This is a genomic window from Chloroflexus sp. MS-G, from assembly GCF_000735195.1.
Taxonomy (GTDB): Bacteria; Chloroflexota; Chloroflexia; order Chloroflexales; family Chloroflexaceae; genus Chloroflexus.
Genome location: NZ_JPIM01000068.1, coordinates 1 through 25,536, shown reverse-complemented (window position 1 = coordinate 25,536; position 25,536 = coordinate 1). Strand labels below are relative to the sequence as shown.

The window sequence follows — 25,536 nt, the reverse complement described above, 5'->3', positions numbered from 1 at the left end:
AGGCGCCTCGGCAGCAGGGGCTTCGGTCTCTTGTATCCAGGCTGGTGCCTCAGATTCTGTAGCCCCTTGTTCTGCCTGCTCAGTAGACTCTAATTCGCGTAGCCAGGTTGGAATGTCGGCTGATGATTCTGGTACGGATGCAGGAGGTTCCGTTTTCAACCAGCCTGGAATATCTTGATCAACAGCACCGCTCGGTGGGAGCATAACATTGCTGTCGGCCAATAATGTTGGGGCATCGGGTGCAACCGTTGGTGATGAAGGGACATCTTCTTCAAGTAACCAGGACGGTAGATCAAGACGTACTGAGCCGGGTGCAGCAGGTGGTTCATCGCCAGCAATGTTCTGTAGCCATGGTGGTAAATCGAGGGCAGATGGCGTGGGAGGTAACGGTTGATCTGGTGTTAACCATTCGGGCTCGTTGGTTGCCAGGATCGTCTCGTCATTTGCAGTCCCCTCTGTCAACCAATCGGGTGCCGGGGACTTAGTATCAGTGGCTAAGCGGTCTAGTTCACTCAGCCAATCAGCCATTTCCGGCTCGGAAGGAGTTTCTGCTTCAGCTACATTCAATGATGGTTCAGGCGTCGTAGTGGCTAATGCCTGCGTGATCTCCTCTTCACTCAATTCGCGTAGCCAATCTGGGACACCGCTATCGAGATCAAGGTAAGCCTCTTCTGCTGCCGGTTCTTGGGCTGCGGATTCGACCTCCTCTTCGTGCCCCATGCTGCGTAGCCAATCGGTTGGTCCAACCGGCATTCGCAAGCGCGAGGTCGTCGTTGGTGGTGGTTCAGAGGACAGGGATGACTCCGCTGGTGATCTACTCTCTAAACCTTGTAACCAATCGGCTGTACCAAAGGCTGATGGTCGTTCAGCAGTAGGTTCTGGTTTTACGTCACTGATCCAGGGGGGCGGCGTACCAGACCCGGCCAGTGGATCGGACACCTCAGCCTGTAGTTCAGCCAGCCAATCGGGAATACTGGCTGCCTCCGCCTGCTCTGCCGATTCAGTCAACCAATCGGGTGTATGCGCCGCAGTTGATGGTGGCGGCGTAAAACTATCAATACCACGCAACCAGTCCGGCGTCTCATCAGCGTCGGTTGGTGGTGGGGGCAATGGTACGTTGCGAAGCCATGGCGGTAAGTGTTCCATAAGGCATTAGCGTGCCGTGCCGATCGGCTCAACGGTCAGCATACGGCATATCAAAACCAATGAGCAGACGAATCCCGGCTACCAGTGCGCCAATTGCCGAACCTAGTAGAAGGCCGCGTGCGCCAGCCGCAACCAGATAGTCATTGAGCCATTGGACAGCCTGCCCAATCACCGGTATTACAGCTAGTAGTGGCAATTGAAGGATCAACGCGAGCAGTGCCACCACAACAACAAAGATAGCTTCTGCCCGACCGCTACGAACAGCGCGTAGCATGGCGCGAAGGGCAAAGAATGTCAACAATGCCAGTAAACTGGCGGCAAGTGGTTCATAAATCAGGCGAAAGACAGTACGGATTGGGATTGCAGCCAGTGTTGCCGGTAATGCCAGACCTGTTGCTGTGCGCGTTGGGTAGAGAATACCGGCCACAATGACAATCATCATTCCGCCCAGCAGAACCAAACTATAGCCTGCTTCTGGTGCACGCATCTGAATGCGTTGCAGATGGGAACGGAAGACACTGAATATCCCTATCACCACTGCAATAGCCGTAATCAAAGCTGCCCAGCGCACCAGCACTGTTGCCAGAACACGAACTGCCGGACCGGCGCCCACAAAATCGAGCAACACAACGAGTCCGCTTACACCGGCAATCAACACCGTGATAAGTTGGCGAGGGTTACGCAGTGGCGAAGACATTGACTCACCATCCCGCTAAGGCAGGCCATCCGAAGGCAATACGGAAAAATCCATACCCAAAAGCGATCAGCATTAGCCAGACAACTACGGTGCGCAGTGCATCGTGGGTCAGTAGACGAGCCTGCGGTGTTGCAGTAGGAGTTAAGTATGCTTCAGCAGCGTAAATTTCTTCCCCAATCAACGTATGGGGGGTGGTGATCGCCATCAAGCTCAACGCTGATGGATGAGTACTCCCCAAAACCTGCGGTACCATACGCTCAGCACCGGTTTCAGCGGTTAACAACACCTCCTGAGCGAAAGCACCGGCCAGTAAACTGGCTTCTAGCGGAGTTCGAGCATAGATGGCAGCCACTGCAGCCGTATAAGCCATCGCATCGCCATGGGCCCACAGCTCGATCTGACGTGGATCAAACGACTGCTCCTGCCCAAACGATCGGTACGATTGGCGCACTACCCCACGTAGCGCCAAGTGAGCAACCGCATCAGCCGAACTAACGACAATAGAAGCCCCGCCAGCAGCAGCTTGTTCGGCGGCTCGTCCAATAATGTTCAAACCGGCCAGCAACTCAGCAGTACTGGCCCGTTGCCCTTCACCGGCTCCAATCGTACTGGCGCCTGGTGAGAGATGAACCGGTCGGCCGGTTTCTGCACTGCGGGCAAGTGCTGCGCGTAGTACCTCTAATGCAGGCAGCGGTCGTCGTTCGGGCACGCGACCAGCCTGGACACGGGCATAATGAAGCCAGATCAGTGCAACGACCAGAACGAGAATAATAATGAAGAAGATTGCTGGCAAGGTCATGAGTTGGTATTCCTTCCGCCGAAAAGCAATCTTTTACAGCCTGATGATTAATTTCCTATTGAGTTTAACCCACCAGATCGGCTTTGTCAATTGTTTGACGGTATTATTCAGAGCTTTTCAATCTTCTCTCCCTGGTCGGCAGAGAATGGATGAGTGTCCAACCTGTTCACTGTGCAGATGGAGGTGTGCTGCTTCCCCTTCTGACAAACGTCTGCAATCAGATGTTCGCTGCCTCATTGATCACGTTCATCACGGCAGCGGAAGGAGCGAATTCCATCCCCAGCACCCATAGGGCTGAAGAGGTAAGTGCCTGGCAGCCAGGCAAGAATCCTGTCATCGAAGGAAAGAAACTTTCCTTACCCCTGATGGATCATTCTTCCTTGCGCAACCGTGACTGTAACAGATCACGCAGCATCGGCCAATGGTCAGGAACAGTGAGCACATCGACTACTGAAGTCCAGCGTGTACCGTGCAGGAACGGTGCAATGGTTTGCACCGTCTGACTGCACACAACATCGAGCGGCGCAACGATGTGTAAGAGCATTGCTACAGGTACACAGAGACCAGTCCGCTCAATCTGATCGGCCAGTTGGTGGAGTGGATGTGACTGTTGCATGTGGTGTTTGTTCAACTTCACGGCGCAAAGCCTGAAGAAATTCTAGCGCTAGCTTTTCAAAACGTTTCCGTTGAGTTGCATCAATCAGATGGGCCACCAGATCGGGCAATTCTAACTGATCGAGCCGCTCGATCCGATACCTCCCATCCTCTAGTGGCACCAACCGACAGCGATTAATGCCCTGGAAAGGTGGAAAACTGATGCGAAAGCGCGTTGCCCGGCTGAGTGGTGTATAGTCAATCACTTCCATCTCGGCATGGACAAACATGCCATGCAATTTGAAGCGATAGCCGGTGCGCGGTCGTTCATTCGGTGGCAACTCGATCCGTACTCGTTCTAACGATGGCATCCAACGCGGCCAGTTATTGAAATCGTCGAGCACCGCCAGCACACGCTCTGGCGGTGCAGTGGTTACCGTCGTGGCAGCAATTTCGTAACGAATCATCTCGTATACCTTCGCTCTGTTGCCGACACCGTGGGCGACATCAGAGTTCATCACCAAACACGATCCCCAAACTACGTGCGCAGAGTACCAGATCGCTATGCGGACGTACCCGGTTTAAGTGGCCGCAGGCCTCATCTAACGGCACCGTCACGATGTCTTGACCACGGAGTGCTACCATTTCGCCGTAGATACCGCGTGCGGCTGCTTGCACAGCGGCGGCTCCGTAACGAGTGGAGAGAAGCCGGTCATACGGCGATGGCGAACCTCCACGTTGGAGGTGACCGAGCACGACGACCCGTACCTCTTTAGCCGTCAGCTTCTCGATCTGTTCCCCTACCCAATGTCCGATTCCGCCTAAACGACCTTCGGCGACGTACATTTCACTCCCACCGCGCGGTCGTGCACCCTCCGCAACCACAATAATACTGAATGCACTTCCCTGCTGATCACGCATCATTACCTTCTCGACGACACGCTCCATCGAGAATGGAATCTCCGGGATGAGAATGACATCGGCTCCACCAGCTAATCCAGCGTGAAGCGCAATCCAACCGGTATGGCGCCCCATGACTTCAAGGACCATCACGCGATTGTGGCTGGCAGCCGTCGTGTGCAGGCGATCAATCGCGTCGGTAGCGACTTGTAGCGCTGTGTCGAAGCCGAATGTACGATCGGTTCCGGCGAGGTCGTTGTCAATCGTTTTTGGAACCCCAATAACCGGAGCGCCCAATTTGTACAGTTCGAGGGCTATGCGTTGTGTTCCTTCGCCGCCAATGGTGATCAACGCTCGCAGTCCCAGTTCTTCGATGGCTCTGACGGCGCGCACATACGGGTCCGATTCAGAAAGTTCATCGCTCCGTCGTGGCCCAAAGTGCCCTTTGTTTGTGGTACGTAAAATGGTACCTCCGCGTGGCAATAGTCCTTGAACGTCTGCGTTGGTCAGAACACGATAGCTTTTTTGACCTAATAACCCCTCAAATCCGTCATTAATACCGATCACTTCCCAACCGAGACTAGACGCCGACTTGACGACTGCACGGATAACGGCATTTAGGCCTGGCGCATCGCCTCCGCTGGTGAGCACGCCGATCCGCTGCTTCTTATTCGCCATGGGCTTTACTCCCTCGGATCGATTATTCTTATTCCTGGTTTTTCCAGTCTGACAACCAGATTATACCACTTGCAACTATGTTGTGCTGGTAAAAGAGTGAAGGTTTTGCGTAATTGTGAGGCAACCATGAACAGTCGTTTAGGTGGAAATACCTGGGTGCGCGGGCCTCCGGCCCGCATACTGCCGTGAGAGGAAAAGTATGATGATGATCGGGAAGGGAATATTCACCCACTCTCTAACCAGGTATAGCGCTAGACAGTCTGACATCCAAGCCGGTGACACAGATCGGTGAGGAAAGCCATGACGGTAGGATGGTCAAGAATTCGTGCATCGTAGCATACACTAAGCTGGGCAACAGCACCGATCTGCAAACTGGTCTCGGTCAGGGCGACCGCTTGTAAACGCGCCTCGCTCAGCGTAATCGCTACGGCTGTTCCTGGTAGCGGTGGCATCAAACGCCACCAGTCGGTGGTTATGGCAACAGCGCATGTTGCCGGTTGCAGGTCGTGCTCTTCACGACTGAGTGCTCGTGCAATGCCACGTTCGGTAAGATCACCGGCATCACGAATCAATACCCACCGTCCGTCAGGGAGGCCAGCGGCAACGTGATACCGGTGGCGGATAACGATAGCTGTATCGCTCCAGGTTGCATTGATCAGAGGATGAAGCGGAAAGATGCTGGCGGCGGCGGCGATCAGTGCGCTCAGCGGGGTGGCTTGCAGACCATACGCCGCAAACACTGCCGACTGCCCGGCACAACGTTGCAGCAACGGTTGGAGATTAACGGCAACAGTCACACTGGCCACCGGGATCAGTTCTGAGAACGTAACTTTTGGTAAGATTACGGAAGTCGTGATCGCTGCTGTTTCTGCGCCATACGCAGCATCGGTCTCTGAAGCAATAGACGAGGGTACGGTAGCCGGTGTCGCTGGTTGTGGGGGCGCATGCGGAACAGGTGTAGTGGTAAATCGGTCGGCTGCTCTGATCACATCGGCACGCCCGATACGACCGGCCGGGCCACTGCCGGTCAGTTTCGTTAGATCAATGCCCAACATTGCTGCCATACGGCGGGCGAGCGGTGTAGCCCGGAGCCGCGGCGGTGCCGTACAGCGTGCTAGCGCCCTACCGGCCGCGATAGATTCACCCTCCCTGACTAGATGTTCAACCACCACCCCACTCCATCGAGCCGGTATCACCCATTCGGCATCGTCGGTCAGTAGACGCGCCAACGGAGTTGTTGGCGTGATTGTGTCGCCCACCTGCACCAGCCATTTCAGCAGGCGCGCTTCACCTAACGCTTTAGGCATATCGATAATCTGATCCTGCATGAAGTGACCTCGAATGTTTCCTATGTGTACTCTGGTCAATCTTACTAGGCTAACCAGCCTGCATCGCCGCCGCCCAAAACTCATTCACCTTGCGACGGAGCAGCTCGTGTTCAGGACGTTTCAGTTCTGGATCATCGGCGAGAATAGCGTCTGCCAGCGCACGCGCTTCGGTCAGCAAGCGGGTGTCACCCTGGCGCGCCATCTTCAAGTCGGGAGTCCCACTCTGACGGGTACCAAAAAACTCGCCTGGACCCCGTAATTGCAGGTCGATTTCGGCCAACTTGAAGCCATCGGTGGTCTGCTCCAGAGCAGCTAAACGTTCTCTTGACTGTTGATTGTTGCTATCACTGATCAGAAAGCAGTAACTCTGATGGTTGCCACGTCCAACGCGCCCCCGGAACTGGTGTAACTGGGCTAAACCGAATCGTTCAGCTCCTTCGATGACAATCGTGGTGGCATTGGGAACATCAATTCCAACTTCGATCACAGCAGTTGCCACCAGAATGTCGTACTGATGTGCGCGAAATGCCCGCATCACATCATCTTTCTCGCGCGCCGATAATTTTCCGTGCAAGAGCGCTACTTTTAGGTCGGGAAAGACCTCGTGCTGGAGTCGTTCATACATCTCTTCCGCCGAGGGGAGATCGAGTTTTTCGCTCTCCTCCACCAGTGGGCAGATGACATAAACCTGCCTTCCTTCCTCCACTTGCTTCCGAATATGACGATACACTTTTTCCCGTTCTGATCGGCTAACAACGCGGGTACGAATCTCCTGACGGCCAGGTGGTCGTTCATCAAGCACCGATACATCAAGGTCACCGTAGATCGTCAGTGTCAAGGTGCGTGGAATAGGAGTGGCGGTCATCACCAGCATATGCGGATTGTAGCCCTTGTTCTTCAGGCGCAACCGCTGTTCCACGCCGAAACGATGTTGTTCATCAACCACGACCAGGCCTAGATTGGCAAATTGTACTGTCTCGGTAATAAGGGCGTGGGTACCGATCACCAGGTCAATCTCGCCGCGTGCAATACCTTCGAGCACTTGCCGCCGCTCGCGCGCACTCAGACTACCGGTGAGCAAGGCTACCCGTGCACCTTCCGCATCCTCTTCGGGGGTTCTACCGAGGATTGCTATCATCTCGGCCAGCTTTGCCGACTCTTCCGCATCGAGTGCAGACTGCCACGAAGTTTGCTGATACGTAGGGGCTTTACGTGGTACCCGCACGCGACCGAGAAGCTGTTTCAAATTTTTGGCGTGTTGCTCAGCCAGGATTTCGGTTGGCGCCATAAGGGCGCCCTGAAAACCGTTGGCAATCGCTTGCAACAGTGCTGCTGCGGCAACTACCGTTTTTCCGCTCCCGACATCACCTTGCAAGAGGCGAGCCATTGGCGATGGCCGGCGTAAGTCGGCAAAGATTTCGCTGATTGCCTGTTGTTGGGCGGTTGTTAACTGGAATGGTAACAAGTGCAGAAGCTCAGCATGAACCTCTTCATTAATGGTAAAGGCATAACCCATCTCTTGTTGCCAGAGACGTTTACGCTGTAGAACACCGATCTGGATAAAGAGAAACTCGTCAAAACCGAGCCGCCGACGTGCCTCGTCGAGTTTTTTCTTATCTGATGGGAAGTGGATTTGAGCCAATGCCTCACCAAGAGGGAGCAGACGGGCTTGAGCACGACGAGCTGGAGGCAGATGATCAACGACTCGTGGGGTCATCGCATCGACGACCTGCTTGATAAAGCGGCGGGCCTGATTTTCATGCAACCCCTGAGTCAGCGGATAGATCGGCACCAGCCGTCCGGTGTGTAAGAGAGCATCAGGATCGGGAGTATAGCGTTCCCAGCGTGGACTGCTAAATTGTCGTTTGCCGCCGAACGTAGTGACTTTTCCGCTTAGGGCAATGGTCTGACCGACCCGAATCTGTTGGGCGATCCAGCGTTGATTAAAGAAGATCGCCTCGATAGAACCAGTCTCATCACTTATCTCAACTCGCACGCGCAACTTGGGTCCGGTACCGATAGTACGTACATCGGTGACCTCGCCGATCACGGTTTCCTCGGCGCCAATCTGCAACTCGCCGATCATCCGTCGATTACTAACATCATCGTAGCGGCGGGGAAAATGGTAAAGCAGATCGCGAATGGTGTTGACACCTAGCCGACGAAAGCTGGCAACCAGTCGCCATTGCACGCCGGCGATCTGTTCTAGTGGGGCGTCGAGTTCAAGTTCGACCAATGATCGTTGCTGTGTCTTTACAGTTTGTCGGCGCGGTTGCCGTGAGCCAAGAGAACGACTCACCTTTGAAACGTTCGTTGATTCTGGTATTGGCTCGTTTGACGGTGTTGCGATGGAGGTAACCGTTTCTGAAATGTTACCGGTACGAAAGAGTGATCGCAGGTCTTCGATGGCTTCTGCCAATGCCTGATCACGCTCGGCAACGGTCATACTATCGTAACCAACCAGCCGACCGATAGCACGTTGGACGGCAGGGAGACGAGCTGCACTCACTGCGGTTGCCGACCATTGCTTGAGATATGTCATCAGGCCATCGCTTGCCACGCGATTTGCGCACCCATCACGGCGCTCGGCGGCCAACAGCTTACCGAGCGCCGTTACTTGCTGTCGCTCAGCCTCGGTCATGCCTCATTGTAGCCTTCAAACGCAGTTACTGCCATTGCACCAGGGCCAAGGCAGGCTGCAATCGCCGGTCCCATGCGCGATACCTGTACCCGATCACGGGGGAAGATCGGGTCGAGCTTCTCTAACAGTTTCTCCACATCTTCAGGGGTGGTAGCGTAGTGAATGATCACCCCTTCAACGTGAGGAAAATCCTCGACGAAGGTAAACAGACCTTCAATTGCCTTTGCCCGGGTACGGGTGCGCTCATACGGAACGATTTCGCCTTCGTCAAGGATCATAAGAGGCTTAATGCGTTGCATCGAACCAATCAGTGAATTACTGAAGGTTAGTAATCCGCTCTGTTCCAGATATTCCATGGTATCGACAAAAAATGCCGTGTGGGTGTGGCGAATCGTTTGTCCGATCCGCTCCTTGACCTCAGCCGGCGACATGCCTTCGCGAATCGCTTTTGCTGCCGCAATCGCTACCGAACCGAGTGCCATACCGGCCAGTTTGCTATTGATCACCTCGATTCTGGTACTTGAAGCGGGTAAGCGCGCACGTCCGGCCATGGCTTCACTGAAAATAGAGCCGAGATGTTGGCTGAGATGGATCGAAAAGACGTAATCGTAGCGTCCGAGCAGGCTCCGGTAGAGTTGCTCAAAGGTCGTTGCTGTTGGCTTAACGATCTCGACCCGATCATGGCCGTTAAAAAGCTGATCGTAAACTTGATCTTCGCTAATATCGATTCCAATCCGGTAGAGGCGGTCGTCGATACGGACAAGGAGTGGCACTACCTCAATCTCGAGTTCACGTGCCACCTCAAATGGAATGTCACTTACACCGTCGGTAATTACCTTCATCGTTGCCATGGTCTACCCTGTCTCGTGGGTGTGGTTTGCCAAAGCGAATGCAATATGGTATAGTCTCACGGAGTATAACTACAAACAATCTTGTATCTTTTGGAGTGTGATACTATGGCAATATGTGAACTCTGCGGTAAAAAACCTTCATTTGGACACAATGTCAGTTTCTCAAAACGGCGGACGAACCGTATGTGGCGTCCCAATATTCAGAAGACGAAGCTGATGACGGCCAGTGGTCAACAAGTTCAGGTACGGATTTGCACTCGTTGTATGCGTACATTGGCGAAGACCCGCTAAGCTGATCGCTGATCCTCATTACGAGAGGCCAGTGTCCGGCAGGGACGCTGGCCTCTGCGCTTTTTTCATTATAGCCGATACGATGGTGACGTGCAAACAGAAACGTCGCCGTGTAAGTCAGCGACGTTCGCGACAGGGCAGGTTGAGCACGTGCGGTTCATCCGAACCGGCCCGAAATGTATTGCTCGGTACGCTCGTCTTTCGGATTCTGGAAGATTTGTGCGGTTGGGCCGTATTCGATCAATTGACCAGCCCGATCACTATCCATCAGGAAGAAAGCCGTATAATCAGAGGCCCGTGATGCTTGCTGCATATTATGGGTGACGATCACAATCGTATAGTTCCGACGCAGCTCGAACATTAGCTCTTCGATCTTCAAGGTCGAAATTGGATCAAGAGCCGAGCATGGCTCATCCATGAGAATCACTTCCGGCTCTATCGCGAGAGCCCGGGCGATGCAGAGGCGTTGCTGCTGACCGCCCGACAGTGACAAGCCGTTCTGATTCAGCTTATCTTTAACTTCATCCCACAACGCAGCACCACGCAGTGATCGTTCGACCAGTTCATCCATCTCACGTTTCGAGAGGCGCCAGCCATTGACGCGCGGGCCGTAGGCTACATTCTCGTAGATGCTCTTAGGGAACGGGTTGGGTTTCTGAAAAACCATTCCAATTCGCCGCCGTACATTGACCGGATCAACACCCGGTGCATAGATGTTTTCTCCGTGAAAGAGCACTTCGCCTTCAACCCGTGCCGAGGGTACCAGATCGTTCATGCGATTAAAGGAGCGCAACACGGTGCTCTTACCACAGCCTGAAGGTCCGATCAACGCTGTGATGCGGTTCTTCTCAATTGCCAGATTAACGTTTTTGACGGCTCGAAATGAGCCATAGTAGACACTCATGTTTCGCGCTTCAAGCGCATTAGGGTTATTTTGTTCGAGATCGTGAACTGTCATCGCTAACCTTCACTTGTACTAATAACGTTTCTGGTAACGGATACGCAGGTAGATCGCCAGTGCGTTGATAGTCAGCAGAATTGCCAGCAATACCACAATACCGGCAGCCGCCAGTGCACGGAAATCATCCTGCGGTCGCGAGGTCCAGTTGAAAATCTGGATGGGTAACACTGTGAAAATGTCGAAGAGATTGCGTGGCAGGAACGGCACGAATGTCAGCGCCCCGATCGTGATCAGTGGTGCTGTTTCACCAATAGCCCGTGAAACGGCCAGAATACTGCCGGTGAGGATGCCGCCAATTGCTTGCGGGAGTACAACATACCAGGTTGTTTGCCAGCGAGTCGCGCCGAGGGCGTAACTGGCCTGACGCAGGCTTAGCGGAACAGCACGAATTGATTCGCGAGAGGCCACGATGATAATTGGCACGACTAGGAGGGCCAGGGTTAGCGCACCGGTTATGATACTACGACCGAGCATGAGCCAGCGGGCAAACACCTGCAATCCGAGCAAGCCGTAAATAATGGAGGGAACGGCTGCTAGATTACTAATATTAATCTCAACTAACCGGGTAAACCAGTTGTCGTTTGCATACTCTTCAAGATAAATTGCTGCTGCTACACCTAATGGAAATGCAAAAAGGATTGTGAGCGAAATTGTGTAGAGGGTACCAACAATAGCAGCTTTCGCCCCGGCCCGCTGCGCAAATCGCGAGTCGAAGTTATTGAAAAAATCCCAGGTTAACCAGTTCTGACCACCAGTAAAGATACCAGTTGCTCGGTTGATCACGTCAATGATGAGAATCGCCAGAACACCCAGGCCAAAAATGATACTGGCCCAGCCAAGGACAGATAAGATTGTCCCTTTGAAGTGACGCCATTTTAGATTGCCGCTTCCTCGATCTACCGTATCGGCGATGCTGGTGATCAGTTCAGCCGCCTCCTTGGCGTCATCCCGAAGTCGTTCCTGTGTAGACATTAATCGTAGACCTCCCGAAACTTGCGAACCATCCAGTAGCTGAAGATGTTGAGGATGAATGTAAAGAGAAATAGGGTAAAACCAACCGCGTAAAGCGTGTAATAACTCAATGAACCATACGGAGTATCACCAAGACTGACCTGTACGATGTATGAGGTCATCGTCATGACGGGGACTGTCGGATCAAATGTGAAGCGTGGATTCTGTCCGGCCGCGATTGCCACGATCATCGTTTCACCCACGGCTCGCGAGAAGGCCAATACTATCGAGGCTACTATGCCTGAAATGGCGGCTGGCGCTACGACACGGGTTGCCACTTCAAAGCGGGTAGAACCTAGACCATAAGCGGCTTCCCGTAACGAATTAGGTACCGCCGAGAGTGAATCTTCACTAAGCGACGCAACATATGGGATGAGCATAACACCCATAACAATGCCAGCGCTAAGTGAATTGAAAATGCTTAGGGTTGGAATAAAGTTTTTAAGAAACGGGGTAACCGTGGTTAAGGCAAAATAGCCGTATACGACGGTCGGAATACCGGCCAGAATCTCTAGCAATGGCTTAATCGTTCGGCGGACATTGTCAGAAGCAAATTCACTAAGAAAAATAGCTGCTACCAAGCCCAGGGGTACTGCTACCAAGAGGGCAATTGCCGAGGTTAACAATGTTGCCGATAATAGTGGCCAGATACCATACTTCTTTATTGAAAAGAGAGGCGTCCACTCAGTTTCGGTGAGAAATTCAATGATAGAAACTTCGCTAAAGAAGGCAATGGTTTCAGACAAGAGTGAGAAGACAATGCCAATCGTTGTCAGAATAGAAACAGTAGCAGCGAGTAGCAATGCAATCTGGATCAGTTTTTCGCGAGTGTTACGCAAGAAGCTCGATTGTTTTTGGAGGTCAGTAACAGCCACGTAATCCTCCCTGAAAAGTGTTTCAACGTACCATCTCTAGCCTACCATAGAGATGCCGTATGAGCAAGGGAGAGAAACCCTTGCTCATACCGTGCCAACTGATTTACTTACCTAAATAACGTTCAAGCGTTAACCCAACCTCTTCACCGGGCTTCACCAGCGTGCCTACGACGCGGTCGTTAAAGCGCTTAGCAATGGCGGCGTAGAGTTGGTCTGACAGCTTGACGTAGCCGACCTGGGGGGTCTGAATGATCGGTGTGAACTCTGAGCTGAGGTAATAATTAACGAACGCCTGTACCTCCGGCCGCTCCGCCGCTTTCTTGTTCACGTAGATGAACAGCGGGCGTGACAGCGGGATATAGGTGCCGTTGGCAATCGTCTCGAAACTCGGCTCGACACAGCCCTTGCCACCGTCGATAGCAATCGGCTTGACCTTACCCTGGTTTTCTACCACATAGGCGTAACCGAGATAACCAAGGGCATTAACGTCACCACTCACACCGGTAATCGTCACGTTGTCGTCTTCGGTGGCCTGGTAATCACCACGGCTTGCCTTGGCCTTGCCATTAATCGCCTCGGTGAAGTAGTCGAAGGTTCCGGAGTCCGTTCCGGCACCGAGCAAGACCAGTGGTCGGTCGGGGAAGCTATCGCGGATTTGCTTCCAATTCGTCACCACGCCCTGCGCCTCCGGTACCCACATCTTCTTCAATTCGGCTACGGTCAGACAGGTCACCCAGTCATTCTTCGGGTTGACGATCACCGACAGACCGTCGTAAGCAACCGGCAATTCGATAAACTCGATACCATTCTTAGCGCAGGCCTCTTGTTCCTCCTGCCTGATTGGCCGTGACGCATCTGAGATGTCGGTCTCGCCGTTGCAGAACTTCTTGAACCCGCCACCGGTACCGGAAATTCCGACACTGACCCGCACATTAGGTGCTAACTTCGCGAACTCCTCGGCAGCCGCAGCTGTGATGGGATATACCGTTGATGAACCATCAACTAAAATGTCTCCGCTTAGTGCAGCGTAGTCGAAGGTCGGAGCACTCGATGGCAGCGGTGGCATTTCACCGGTCAAATAACGTTCAAGCGTTAACCCAACCTCTTCACCGGGCTTCACCAGCGTGCCTACGACGCGGTCGTTAAAGCGCTTGGCAATGGCGGTGTAGAGTTGGTCTGACAACTTGACGTAGCCGACCTGGGGGGTCTGAATGATCGGTGTGAACTCTGAGCTGAGGTAATAATTAACGAACGCCTGTACCTCCGGCCGCTCCGCCGCTTTCTTGTTCACGTAGATGAACAGCGGGCGTGACAGCGGGATATAGGTGCCGTTGGCAATCGTCTCGAAACTCGGCTCGACACAGCCCTTGCCACCGTCGATAGCAATCGGCTTGACCTTACCCTGGTTTTCTACCACATAGGCGTAACCGAGATAACCAAGGGCATTAACGTCACCACTCACACCGGTAATCGTCACGTTGTCGTCTTCGGTGGCCTGGTAATCACCACGGCTTGCCTTGGCCTTGCCATTAATCGCCTCGGTGAAGTAGTCGAAGGTTCCGGAGTCCGTTCCGGCACCGAGCAAGACCAGTGGTCGGTCGGGGAAGCTATCGCGGATTTGCTTCCAATTCGTCACCACGCCCTGCGCCTCCGGTGCCCACATCTTCTTCAATTCGGCTACGGTCAGACAGGTCACCCAGTCATTCTTCGGGTTGACGATCACCGACAGACCGTCGTAAGCAACCGGCAATTCGATAAACTCGATACCATTCTTAGCGCAGGCCTCTTGTTCCTCCTGCCTGATTGGCCGTGACGCATCTGAGATGTCGGTCTCGCCGTTGCAGAACTTCTTGAACCCGCCACCGGTACCGGAAATTCCGACGCTCACCCGCACATTAGGTGCTAACTTCGCGAACTCCTCGGCAGCCGCGGCTGTGATGGGATATACCGTTGATGAACCATCAACCAGAATATCACCCTGTAGTGAGGCATAGTCAGTAGTTGACGCAGCGGTCGGTGCTGGTGCAGCAGTTGGTGCTGGTGCTGTGGTCTGTGCTGGTGCAGCAGTTGGTGCTGGTGCCGTGGTCGGTGCTGGTGCGGCAGTTGGTTGTGCGGTTTGCTGTCCGCCACACGCTGCGATCACCGGCACGATTAGTGCCATCAACATGAGACCGTAGATCCATCGTTTTGCGTTTCGTACCATACCTGATTCTTCTCCTTTGGCTACTATCTGTAATGCTGCAAGCGTCCCTAAAGACCGGGGCAACTCGTTGCCCGGCTTACCACACTTCCTGGTGCGACACTCTAAGGGATGTCGTGAGTGACGCTTGCGACTATACGATACAAGGGTTGATTTAAGGAAGTATCATTGGATGATTAAGAAAATGTTAAATTGAGGTGAACATTCGCAGGATGAGCGTATTGGATACGACAACTCCGCATAACCGTCTCACGGTGTAACGGATGAAACCTGTCAATCATCAATCAATCGATGTACAATGGATGTAGGGGCATAGCAGCGCCATGCCCTGAAGCTCTTCGTGACCATTGTCGTGGATACCTGTAGGGGCGAAGCACCGCCTCGCCGTGAATCTCGTGAATCGCAGTGCATTCATCGCCGAGGTTCATCTGTTTGTGTGGTATGTGTTAGTTCGTGATAATCATCGGTAGATAGGCGCTATAAACTGTATCAACGACTAATACTTCTGCTTCACCAATTGCGCTGCCAGGACCACTTAGGGTAATTGTTAGCGAACCCAGATCAGCCACGTCGGTGATCGTCAATGTTACCCGTAATTGCTGACTGCTGAGCAATGTTGTCGAACGCGGTTGCCCGTTGATGAGGGCCTGCGTTGAACTGGTAAAATCCACCCCGTGCAAAAGCAGCGGTGGTGGTGGCTGATTACGAGCGATGAGCGGTGGATTGGCAATCAAGGGTACTTTTAATTCAAATGCCCCCAGATCACAGGCCTGAAGCTGTGGACGACTCATCCCACGTTGGTCGGTCGTTGGGCAGCCACTGCCGGCGTCACGTGCCGGGCTGTTGGCAGGAATAGCCATTGTCAGGGTTGGGCCACCATTGTTGTTTAATGGTTGGAGGAATGGATCGCGAAATTGACTATCACCGGTTTGAGTGGGAGCACTCTTGCCCGCAAAACAGGTGACATCGTTCCAGAAATTAGCGCTGGTGAGGCGAGGTGGATATTGTAGGCTACGACCATCATGCGTTAGCTCACGCGAACAATGCTGCTGAATCCTCCAGCCATTACCACCGTTGTCGGCAGTATTGTAGGCAAAGAGACTGTTGCTGACACTGCCGTTTCCCGAATGGCTGATCGCACCACCGACCCAACCGGCATAATTCTCGGCAAATGTACTGGACTCAATAACAAACGGCTCAGGACGGTTGTTCAGCACGTAAAGCGCACCACCGTTGGCATTGATACCGGTTCCTTCTGCGCGATTAGCAACGAAAGTTGAATTGACAACGCGCAGACGAACCTGCTGCGGAAAGGCAATTGCTCCACCCGAACCATCTTCACGCGGGTTTGCGTCGGCTCCTGGTGTACGCCGGGCTCGATTGGCGTGAAACAGACTGCCGCTGATCAATACCGAGGGATTGCCGGTACCGGTGCTAATCGCCGTACCACCGCCACCAATCGCCCCACCTTGCCCACGACTCCCGCCAACTACAGCGTTTGAAATAAATGAACTGTCAATGACCTCAAAACTACTACTGTCTTCATACAGATTCGCGTGAATGGCGCCACCGGAATTATAAGCCTGGTTATCCTGGAAGCGACAGCGGACGATACGTAAGGTTCGGTTTGCTCCACCGACCCCATCAGCCGAAATTGCACCGCCTAGACTGTCTTGGGGGCGGAAGCCGATTGCGGTGTTCCCCACGAATATACTATCTTCAACCAGCAGACTGCTTTGCAACAAATGGATTGCGCCACCGGCACCGTTGTTGGCGTGATTCCCCTCGAAGCGACTGTTAGTTACGATAACCGCCCCGCCCTGGCTGTAGATTGCACCACCGCCGTAATCGTAGGCGTCCTTTCCTGTCGGCACAGTCGTCAGTGTAGTTTGATTATCGCGAAAAATGACCCGATCAATAACGAGGGTGGGGGTGTAAGCGGGGTTGGCTGCCGCAAAATAGCTTCGGATTGCACCACCACTGCCGTTTACAGCCGATTGATCGGTACCACCTCCGCTGGCTCGTCCACCGATAATTGTCAGGTTGCGTAGCTCAAGGCGACTGGAACCAATATTTCCGATAGTGAAGTGGTCAATAATTCGCCCTCCACCGCCTTGCAAGGTAATCAGACCTCCGCCATCAATAATGGTCTCAGGGGCATTGATCGTTAGTGGTGTCGGCAGCACAATCGTATGGGGGGCCGCACCACAGTTGAACGAAATCTCACCACCACCTGCGACTGCTGTGACGAGGGCTGTTGTTGTGCAACTGGTTGGTGTGCCATCACCAACCACCTTTGTCTCTGCCCTGATAGGTGTTGCCGGCGCAAGGAACAAGGCAAAGATGAATAACAAACCCGTAAGACATCGCCAGCCTAGTTGATTCATAGCTTACCGTCATTTGCTGGTGAAACACGAATATGGTAGCGAAAGTACCGTTATCACTTCTGCGACCGATAACAGCCCTCTTTTCACTACTTCAACGCTTCGCGCAGGGTCGCCAGGGGTAATCCTGTCAGTGCTTCATCATCGCTACCGGCCAGACTTGTCCAGAGTACAATTGCATCGGGTGACAACTGGTAGCGGGCATCGAGCTGGCGCAGTAACCAGCAGAGTGCATGTATCTGTGCAGCGGTATCACCTATGCTGCTCGCCGTTGGCCATCCAACCGGTCGTTCAAGCGCGATCCCAATGCTGATCCGGTTCAGGTTGTAACGTATTCCACTGCCGATGGCGAAACCGGCATGCCAGGCCGCCCTGGTTTCATCAACCAGACGATAAATTCGTCCATCGAGTCCAATCAGGTAATGAGTGGTGAAGCGCGCATGAAAATCGGTCATCGCGGCGATGGTGTCTGTTACGGCGCCGGGAATTGCGTGCAGAACGACCATACTTACACGCTCGCCACCACGCTCACTGAAAGCCAGTGCTGGCGGCGTTATCTGAATGATGGTCATTTCACCATCAATAGGTGGTTGAGCGGTTGTTGTCAATCGGGTACCGGTTGTGACCGGTTCTGTCGGTATCGCTGCTCCTAACACCGGCATTCCGTGTTGTCGAGCCAGATCACTCAGTCGCTTTACCTCGCTCCATTTCGGTACCACATTGTAGAGAACGTCGAGCGCAAATGGTTGCAGAGCGTAGGTTGTCTGTTCGAGCGTGATCTGATAGCTGTTTGCCAGCGGAACACCGATAGCCCACTGCCGGGCCAGTTGATGAAACGCCCAATCAGGCCGATAGGTCGTCCCGGCCTGCTTGTAGGTCTCCGCCAGTAGTGCATCACGGAGTTTCACCGTTGCCGCATCGGTAGCTGTACCAATCTGACTCAACCGACGCACGTCTTTCCAATTGGGTACCAGGTTGTAGAGGGTATCAACCGCAAATGCCTGGTACGCATACTGCTTCCCATCAACCGTGATCTGCGCACTTTTGCCAACCGGTGGCCCTAATCGTTGCGCAACAGCATATTGATGAAAAGCCCAATCGGGACGGAACGGCGAACCACCGGCCTGATAGGTTGCCTCCAGAAGTGCCCGTCCTAGACCACCTGCTGGAATACTCCCACCAAGCAACTCACTGAGCGTCTTCACGTCACCCCAGTTAGGCACTTCACAGTAGAGTGTGTCGCGGGCAAACGGTTGATAGTTGTATTCTTTGCCGTCTACTTTCAGGCGTGCGCTGGGTCCCATTGGCATCCCAAGCTGATGTTCGAGGGCATAGACATGGAAGGCCCAATCGGCGTTGTACCCCTGACCATTCGTCTTATGTTTGTATCCCTCTTCGAGCAGCACTTCGATCAATCGTTCATCATCGGGTGTTGGGGTGCCAATCTGACCGGGAGGTACGACAGGCGGTGCCGTGTTGTTGAGATATGCTTCTACCTGTGACCAAACCCACTCTTTCGTGACTGCCCAGCCAGGACAGCTCTTCTGGTTGGTATAGTCGCGGTGAAACGAGATCAACTGTCGCGGAGGTATCTTCAGACGGCGCGAGAGTTCTCCCATCACGGCCAGCGAATGCTCCCACACCTTTCCCGATGGTAAGACCTTATCGAAATAGCCGACCATCTCCAGTCCGATAGAATACCAGCCCTGGGCAAGCGATCCATTGCCGGTGCCTGCGTGAATCCCGATCTGTGACATTGGCGTGGCCAGCCAGATACCATCGGGACCGGCGAAAATATGGGGACCTGCTGTCCAGCCTTTTCCGGCGTAAAATCGCTGAATCCCGCGCATAGTCGTTAAACCGCGCCATGAAGCCTCATCTGGCCGGTAGGTGTGGTGTAAGACCAGGCGGCTCGGTGCAAGTTTACCAAAATCATAGTTAGCGACGTAGTCTCGCCATTCGGTGACGGTCAGCATCCGGTTGATGAACGGTGGTGAACCCTCAGTAGGAAAGTCGGGCATAAGACAGCTCCTTCATTGCAAGTCGGTTGCTTGCGACAAGCGGTGTGAACGGATAATTGATGCAATCACCGATACCAGCAGCGTCACGACGATCACCGATAGCGAGACGGTGGTGGGGATGTGCAGACCATGACCACCGGAGAACCAGCCGGTAATGAGCGGCGTTAACATCTTGATACCAATGAACGACAGAATAATGGCCAGCCCGAAGCGCAGGTAGTAGAACGACTCCATCACGCCAGCCAGCAGAAAATAGAGTGAACGCAGACCAAGAATAGCGCATATGTTTGAGGTGTAGACGATAAATGGATCGTGGGTGATACCGAAAATGGCCGGAATAGAGTCAACGGCAAACAGAAGATCGGTACTTTCGACAATCAACAACACGAGGAGGAGCGGTGTTGCCTTAAAATGACCTTGCTCATGTACGAAGAAACGGTCGCCACGCATCTCAGTAGTTATTGGCAGGACTCGTCGTGCTAGTCGCACTAAAAGATTTCGTTGCGGGTCGACTTCAGGCTCATCATCCTGAAAAATTAAGCGAATGCCGGTAACCAACAAAAAGAGACCAAACAGGTAGAGAATCCACTCAAATCGTTCAACTAATGCCGATCCGAGCAAGATCATTGTTCCACGCATGATCAGAGCGCCTAAAATGCCCCAAAAGAGGATTCGGTGTTGATATTGCGGTGGAACGCGGAAGTAGCTAAATAGAAGCACAAACACAAAAATATTATCAACACTTAACGAATACTCAACCAGATAGCCGGTGAGAAAATTCAAACCATCTTCGGGGCCACGCCACCACCAGATCAGAGCGTTGAATGCCAATGACAACGTGATCCAGACGACTGTCCATAAGCCTGCTTCCCGAAGAGAAACTTTGTGCGAATGACGGTGGAAGACACCCAGATCAAGCGCTAAAACAAGAAATACGACTGCGTGAAAGCCAATCCAGGCCCAGATTGTCGGTTCCACAATGCCTCCAAACGATATAACCCTACCTCATGCCAGGTATGTCTGTTCCGGTTACGTACTTGTTGCTACACCTGACCAGTAAAGGACAGCGGACTGGATTGCATAACTCGGGATTAGTCGCCCGTTCATCCCTCGATCCGCTCTTCATCAATGATGCGTTGCGGAAAACAGATCCGCGCTCGTGTCCAGCCCGCTTCGACATCACGAGTCAAACTAAACGAGCCGTTCAGATCACCCTTGACAAGCGTTTCAATGATTTGTAAGCCTAGCCCACTGCTCTGTCGTGATGGTGGTGGCGGATGCCTCGGCCCATCATCACGTACCTCAACCACGACCTGCCCATGCTTTAATACTGCTTCAACTTCAATTCGACCACCTTCAATACCTAACCCGTGCGTCAAGGCATTGTCAACCAGCTCATTAATGACCAGCGCCAACACCGTTGCATCGCGTGAACCAATGCGCACCTCATCACCAAGAAAGGCGAAGTCGACCCGAATATCTGTCTCGAACAGGGTGCTTTGCACGCTCTCGATGACTTGACGAGCCACCGCACTGACAGTAGTGACACCAATATCGTCACGCGAGAGAAGGTTATGAATAGCCGCAATTGCCTGAATACGTGCAGCACTCTCACGGAGGGCTTTCGCACCAGGACTGGCCGGATCAAGCCGACGCAACTGCATAGCAAGCAGGGCGGCAATCGTTTGCAGGTTGTTGCGCACCCGATGGTGCATCTCTTGCAACAGTGCCGATTTGATCCGTAACGCACGTAGACTCTCTTCGTACAGACGTGCATTCTCGATAGCTATCGCAGCCTCATCGGCGAAGGTATTTAAGAGGCGTACCTGTTCGTAATCAAACAGATGCGGCTCACGGCGATAGAGACAAATACCACCGATGGTGCGGCCTCTGGCCCGCAACGGCATACAGAAGAGTGAATAAAAATTCTCTTCACGAGCGACTGCCGGTAGTTGTGGAAACCGTGCATCCTGATAGGCGTTCATCACGGCCAGGGGTCGGCCATCGCGTACTGTCTGAATAATCAGATCGCGTACCCCATCGCCTTCACCACCATAACTGGCAACCAGTTTCAGCTTGCCGTCTTCACCTACCTGAAAGATAGATGCGCGGTCAACCTTTGAGAGATCAACAGCCTTTTCAACGATCAAATTGAGCACATCCTGTAGACCAATTTGCTCGGCAATCGACTTCGATACCTGTTGCAAAGTCGTCAACTCACGTAGCTTCTGGTGTAACCGTTCATCGGTTTGCTGATACAGTTTGGCATTCGCAATAAAAAACGCCAGTTCGCCGGCTGCTGTCTCAACAAACGATATTTCTTCTTGGGTAAAATCGCGTGGTACGATTGTCTGCACGTTAATCACGCCTTGCAATTTATCGGCGCTAAATTGAAACCGCTCGGCAGAGAAGAGCACAATCGGTACTGCCAGCATCGAACGGAACAGCTCTTCACCGAGTTGTGGTTCCCGTTGGTAACGTGAGTCTTTGTGCACGTCGTGTACAGCTACAGGATAACCCAACTGCGCAGCCCAGCCGGTCACTCCTTCGCCGAGTCGGGCCACGACCTGACCAACCGCCGCTCGATTTAAGCCGTGCGTTGCCCGTAAGACTAGTTCATCACGGTGTTTGTCGTAGAGGTAAATCGAACAGGCCTCGACATTCATCACCTGGGCTACCGTCTCGGCAACTGTTTGCAATGATGAATCGAGGTCGAGGGTTGAATTGGCTGCCGAGATGATGCGGTGTAAACCATCGAGCTGGGTTGCCCGCGCCACTAGCCGGGCTTCCCATTCGCGAGTGCGCTGCTCCTCTTGAGCGGCGCCGAAGGCCAGGAGTAACTCGCTCACGACGACCCCTTGTGCCATTGGGAGGTGGGCCGCAAGATGCAAACCCAACTCCGTTAGCACCTCAGCCGTTCCACCACAGATGTACCACTCTGTACCGATCTGACGGAGCAGGCTTAGCCGGATTGCAGGATCGGTGCGCTGCTCAAGGGCATCGATCAGCATACCAATCGATGGCATTGTCTCACGGATTGCCCCTATCAGATCGGGTGGTTGTGAGGTCAATACCTCATACATAGGCCGGGGCGTCACGTCCATAGATCACTCCCTATTGCAGGGTGGTGACGAGAGCAAGCGAATACCGTATTGCCGGTATCTTGGTCTCGGTTTCGTCGCTGCTCATTGCTTCCTTCTTCACTCAATTATATCCGCTCGCGCAAGTACATTTAGCGCCAACGAGTGAGAATTTCCTCACGCTGAAACACTCTCGCCGCTATCCAGATCAGACCAACAGTGAGGAGCAATAACAGTAGCGAGAAGTTCAGTCCCACAATGACATCAAGGACAAAAAGTCCCAACATCTGACCGAAAAAGAGCAACATAACCGGCACAATCAGCACACCAGCAATCTGCTGCGCACTGCGCGGATCGTTTACTCGGGAAGAGATCATAACCGTGAGCGCCACCGAAATTGCTGCCAGGAGTGGACTGGCGAAAATAAGCATAATCAACCAGCCAGGCTGGAAAACAAGCGTCGGCACCACCGGATCAACCACGACCAGCACCAGACCGATGGCGAAAATCGTGGCACAAAGCCATGTCAGTAGAATACCAGGAATGATTGCTGCCAGTACTTTTCCTACCAGTAACTCGCTCACCGTGATCGGTGCCGCTAACAATGGCTCAAGCGTTCGCCGATTCTTCTCGCCAACGATGCTGTATGAAGCCAGCACATTCGGAATAATCATCGGTAACAAGAGAAAGAGAACTGAAAACTGTCGTCCGAAGATGACCTGAGCCAGTGCTTCGAGCGACAGGTTTGCTAGCGTTGGATCAACCGCTGCCGCCGGAATGTCGGCTGTATCGGGATCACTGACGATCCCCATCGCAAAGATAAGCCCAAGCGTAAACAGCGGAAGGAGGAGTGGCGGCAACAACATTCCCGCCAGTAAACCGCGTGAACGTCGCAGTTCCAGCCACTCTTTGCCAATAATGACCTTGACCCGTTCCCAACGCACCATACTGCACTCCTGCTCAGGTTTGTCGTCGTAAGCTCTCTGGTCGTAATGATCGTGGATGACGATTATTGTCATCGTTGACCCTTCGATTGTCCCCCTACTTGCCGATCGCTGACCCTTCTTGCATCAGCTCAAGATAGACGGTTTCAAGAGATGGTGTAAAGGGTTCAAGATAACGAATATCAGCGCCGGCGTTAACCAATGTTCGTACCAGCACCGGATTATCGTGTTCAGGATCGGTCAAACGAATAAATAACGTCTGTTCATCGGCGGTCACATCAATAACAAATGGTAATGCCTGCACAGTTGCCACCAGCGGCGCAGCCGGGCCGGCCAGCATGACTCGCACGCCACGACCAAACAGGCGAGTGCGGAGATTAGCCGGTGTATCGAGCGAAATCAGCCGTGTGCGAAATACCGCGATCAGATCGCACAGCTCATCGGCTTCGGCCAGATTGTGGGTCGTTAGGAAGATGGTACGGCCGCTTGCCCGCAACGACTTGATCAGATCGCGCACGGCCCGTGCTGCTGCCGGATCAAGACCAGAAGTCGGTTCATCGAGAAAGAGCACTGCCGGATCGTGTAGTAAGGCGCGCGCAATTGCCAGTTTCTGGCGCATACCCTTTGAAAATCCACCAACCGGTTCGTTGCGCCGCTCCCAAAGCTCAAACAGACGCAAATAAAAGGTTGCACGCTCGGTTGCCTGATCGCGCGAAAGCCCATAAAGACGAGCAAAAAAGACCAGATTCTCTATCGCGCTGAGTGCATCGTAAAGACCGGGTGTTTCGGTCAAAATACCGGTATTCGCCCGTACTGCCTCAGCTTCGGTCTGGATGTCAAAACCGGCCACGCGGGCGCTACCAGTGGAAGGTGCTATCAGGGCACACAGCATCCGCACGGTGGTCGTCTTACCGGCGCCGTTAGGGCCAAGAAAGCCAAAAATGGTACCGATTGGAATGCAGAGATCGAGCTGGTCTACTGCGATCACTGATCGAAAACGCCGACTGAGTTGGTGGCATTCGATTGCATTCATACATTCATACCCGAATCGGAGATCTCATCATCTACTCATTGTACTACGCCGGGCAATATACCACCAGATGCGAGAAAATGATGCTATGATGAAACAGGCATGATCAAACTTAAATAGTGAACAGAAGCACATACTATTGCACGTGCACGTCATCGAATTCTCTATAATAGCGTGTGGGCAGACGATCAGTAAAGATGGAGGGCGTATGACGCAGCAAGATTTGGCCAGTCTGATCAGAAACATTCCCGACTTCCCCATCCCCGGTATTCAGTTTAAGGATATTACAACGCTTATCGGAAATGGCCCGGCGTTCAGTGAAGTGATTGACCGTCTGCACGAGCGTTACCGTGATCAGCATATTGATGCAGTAGTAGGAATTGAGTCGCGTGGCTTTATCTTCAGTGCCCCCCTTGCCTATCGGCTTGGTGTTGGCCTGGTGCCGATCCGAAAACCAGGAAAACTGCCAGCGGCAACGTATCAGATCGAATACCAGCTCGAGTACGGCACCAATCGACTTGAGATTCATCGCGATGCGTTTCAGCCAGGGGCACGGGTATTAGTTGTTGATGATCTGCTGGCAACCGGAGGTACCATTGCTGCGGCATGCGATTTAATCGAGATGGCTGGCGGGCGAGTTGCTGAACTGGCTTTCGTGATCGAGCTAACCTTCCTCAACGGCCGCGAGCGCTTGCGCGATCGCTCGGTCTTCTCGCTCATCCAGTTTTGAGGTTGATGGCGCTACGCCCGATGCAGGGGTAGGAGCAGACACATGCTCCTACCCGCTTTGGTTATCCAGTATGGTCAACATCTATCAGCACACGCCACGCACGAGGAGGGCTTTTCAGCGTCGTCGGCTTGTTCAACGACCGGTCAATACCGAAGAACACCATGCACTTAGCGCCTATCCGAATAATTGTCTCACAGTACAGCGGATGAAACCTGATAGATGTACGGCACAGCACCACTGCGCCCCAACCGAATCTTCTTCTGCGATAGGAATGTCGGTGAGGCGTTGCCTCGCCCCTCCTCGTGAATCGTATTACATCCATCGACGAGGTTCATCTGTCGTGAGGTGATGATAAATTCATTCGGATAGGTTTTT

Annotated in this window: 21 protein-coding genes and 1 pseudogene; 2 read left to right on the top strand and 20 right to left on the bottom strand. The window is 53.2% G+C overall.

Going from position 1 to position 25,536, the window contains the following annotated elements; translation table 11 throughout:
• From JE47_RS0112985 to JE47_RS0112940, 9 genes and pseudogenes are all read right to left on the bottom strand, one after another.
• Nucleotides 1-1,146 (bottom strand): annotated as a pseudogene (locus tag JE47_RS0112985) (hypothetical protein); the annotation flags it as partial.
• Nucleotides 1,147-1,174: 28 nt separating this feature from the next.
• The gene (locus JE47_RS0112980) at nucleotides 1,175-1,843 is read right to left on the bottom strand and encodes a hypothetical protein (RefSeq protein WP_031460178.1); all 669 of its coding nucleotides are present in this window, start codon (nucleotides 1,841-1,843) and stop codon (nucleotides 1,175-1,177) included.
• 4 nt (nucleotides 1,844-1,847) lie between these two features.
• Complete coding sequence (locus JE47_RS0112975) at nucleotides 1,848-2,642, bottom strand: DUF6754 domain-containing protein (RefSeq protein ID WP_031460177.1); 795 nt, start codon at nucleotides 2,640-2,642, stop codon at nucleotides 1,848-1,850.
• A 370-nt stretch (nucleotides 2,643-3,012) separates the two neighbouring features.
• Nucleotides 3,013-3,258 (bottom strand): hypothetical protein, encoded by a 246-nt coding sequence (locus JE47_RS21005; protein ID WP_031460176.1) that lies wholly within the window; start codon nucleotides 3,256-3,258, stop codon nucleotides 3,013-3,015.
• Entirely contained in the window at nucleotides 3,215-3,703 is a 489-nt protein-coding gene (locus tag JE47_RS0112960; protein ID WP_031460175.1) for an SRPBCC family protein, read from the bottom strand. Before JE47_RS0112960 ends, JE47_RS21005 begins: the two co-directional genes overlap by 44 nt.
• Before the next feature lie 40 nt (nucleotides 3,704-3,743).
• On the bottom strand, nucleotides 3,744-4,814 hold the full coding sequence (locus JE47_RS0112955) for a 6-phosphofructokinase (protein WP_031460174.1): 1,071 nt from the start codon (nucleotides 4,812-4,814) through the stop codon (nucleotides 3,744-3,746).
• Between the two features lie 251 nt (nucleotides 4,815-5,065).
• Complete coding sequence (locus JE47_RS0112950; protein WP_031460173.1) at nucleotides 5,066-6,142, bottom strand: E3 binding domain-containing protein; 1,077 nt, start codon at nucleotides 6,140-6,142, stop codon at nucleotides 5,066-5,068.
• 49 nt (nucleotides 6,143-6,191) lie between these two features.
• Nucleotides 6,192-8,783, bottom strand: a complete 2,592-nt coding sequence (gene recG, locus JE47_RS0112945) for an ATP-dependent DNA helicase RecG (RefSeq protein ID WP_031460172.1) — start codon at nucleotides 8,781-8,783, stop codon at nucleotides 6,192-6,194.
• Entirely contained in the window at nucleotides 8,780-9,634 is an 855-nt protein-coding gene (locus tag JE47_RS0112940; protein WP_031460171.1) for a DegV family protein, read from the bottom strand. Before JE47_RS0112940 ends, recG begins: the two co-directional genes overlap by 4 nt.
• Nucleotides 9,635-9,739: 105 nt before the next feature.
• Between JE47_RS0112940 and rpmB the strand changes: the two genes are divergently transcribed.
• Nucleotides 9,740-9,925, top strand: a complete 186-nt coding sequence (gene rpmB, locus JE47_RS21335) for a 50S ribosomal protein L28 (RefSeq protein ID WP_081910030.1) — start codon at nucleotides 9,740-9,742, stop codon at nucleotides 9,923-9,925.
• A 157-nt stretch (nucleotides 9,926-10,082) separates the two neighbouring features.
• Here the strand turns inward: rpmB and pstB are convergent, their stop codons facing one another.
• From pstB to JE47_RS0112890, 10 genes are all read right to left on the bottom strand, one after another.
• Nucleotides 10,083-10,883 carry a phosphate ABC transporter ATP-binding protein PstB gene (gene pstB / locus JE47_RS0112935; protein ID WP_035419455.1) on the bottom strand — a complete coding sequence of 267 codons (801 nt, stop codon included), beginning with the start codon at nucleotides 10,881-10,883 and terminating at the stop codon, nucleotides 10,083-10,085.
• 18 nt (nucleotides 10,884-10,901) lie between these two features.
• Nucleotides 10,902-11,858 carry a phosphate ABC transporter permease PstA gene (pstA, locus tag JE47_RS0112930; RefSeq protein ID WP_031460169.1) on the bottom strand — a complete coding sequence of 319 codons (957 nt, stop codon included), beginning with the start codon at nucleotides 11,856-11,858 and terminating at the stop codon, nucleotides 10,902-10,904.
• Nucleotides 11,858-12,772 (bottom strand): phosphate ABC transporter permease subunit PstC, encoded by a 915-nt coding sequence (pstC, locus tag JE47_RS0112925; protein WP_081910029.1) that lies wholly within the window; start codon nucleotides 12,770-12,772, stop codon nucleotides 11,858-11,860. The genes pstA and pstC overlap by 1 nt, the downstream gene beginning before the upstream one ends.
• 103 nt (nucleotides 12,773-12,875) lie before the next feature.
• The gene (locus JE47_RS0112920; RefSeq protein WP_031460167.1) at nucleotides 12,876-14,975 is read right to left on the bottom strand and encodes a PstS family phosphate ABC transporter substrate-binding protein; all 2,100 of its coding nucleotides are present in this window, start codon (nucleotides 14,973-14,975) and stop codon (nucleotides 12,876-12,878) included.
• A gap of 443 nt (nucleotides 14,976-15,418) precedes the next feature.
• Nucleotides 15,419-17,359, bottom strand: coding sequence for a choice-of-anchor Q domain-containing protein (locus tag JE47_RS0112915; protein ID WP_031460166.1), 1,941 nt, complete (start codon nucleotides 17,357-17,359; stop codon nucleotides 15,419-15,421).
• A gap of 86 nt (nucleotides 17,360-17,445) precedes the next feature.
• Complete coding sequence (locus tag JE47_RS0112910) at nucleotides 17,446-19,377, bottom strand: peptidoglycan recognition protein family protein (protein ID WP_031460165.1); 1,932 nt, start codon at nucleotides 19,375-19,377, stop codon at nucleotides 17,446-17,448.
• Between the two features lie 12 nt (nucleotides 19,378-19,389).
• On the bottom strand, nucleotides 19,390-20,355 hold the full coding sequence (locus JE47_RS0112905) for a TerC family protein (RefSeq protein WP_031460164.1): 966 nt from the start codon (nucleotides 20,353-20,355) through the stop codon (nucleotides 19,390-19,392).
• 125 nt (nucleotides 20,356-20,480) lie between these two features.
• On the bottom strand, nucleotides 20,481-22,481 hold the full coding sequence (locus JE47_RS0112900) for a GAF domain-containing protein (protein WP_081910028.1): 2,001 nt from the start codon (nucleotides 22,479-22,481) through the stop codon (nucleotides 20,481-20,483).
• Nucleotides 22,482-22,609: 128 nt separating this feature from the next.
• Nucleotides 22,610-23,476: an ABC transporter permease subunit gene (locus JE47_RS0112895; protein WP_236631234.1), complete on the bottom strand. Its 867-nt coding sequence runs from the start codon at nucleotides 23,474-23,476 to the stop codon at nucleotides 22,610-22,612.
• 22 nt (nucleotides 23,477-23,498) lie between these two features.
• On the bottom strand, nucleotides 23,499-24,434 hold the full coding sequence (locus JE47_RS0112890) for an ABC transporter ATP-binding protein (protein ID WP_031460161.1): 936 nt from the start codon (nucleotides 24,432-24,434) through the stop codon (nucleotides 23,499-23,501).
• Nucleotides 24,435-24,639: 205 nt separating this feature from the next.
• Between JE47_RS0112890 and JE47_RS0112885 the strand changes: the two genes are divergently transcribed.
• Nucleotides 24,640-25,161, top strand: a complete 522-nt coding sequence (locus tag JE47_RS0112885) for an adenine phosphoribosyltransferase (protein WP_031460160.1) — start codon at nucleotides 24,640-24,642, stop codon at nucleotides 25,159-25,161.
• Nucleotides 25,162-25,352: 191 nt separating this feature from the next.
• Here the strand turns inward: JE47_RS0112885 and JE47_RS22175 are convergent.
• On the bottom strand, nucleotides 25,353-25,536 hold a 184-nt coding region (locus tag JE47_RS22175; protein WP_035419452.1), incomplete at its 5' end, for a hypothetical protein.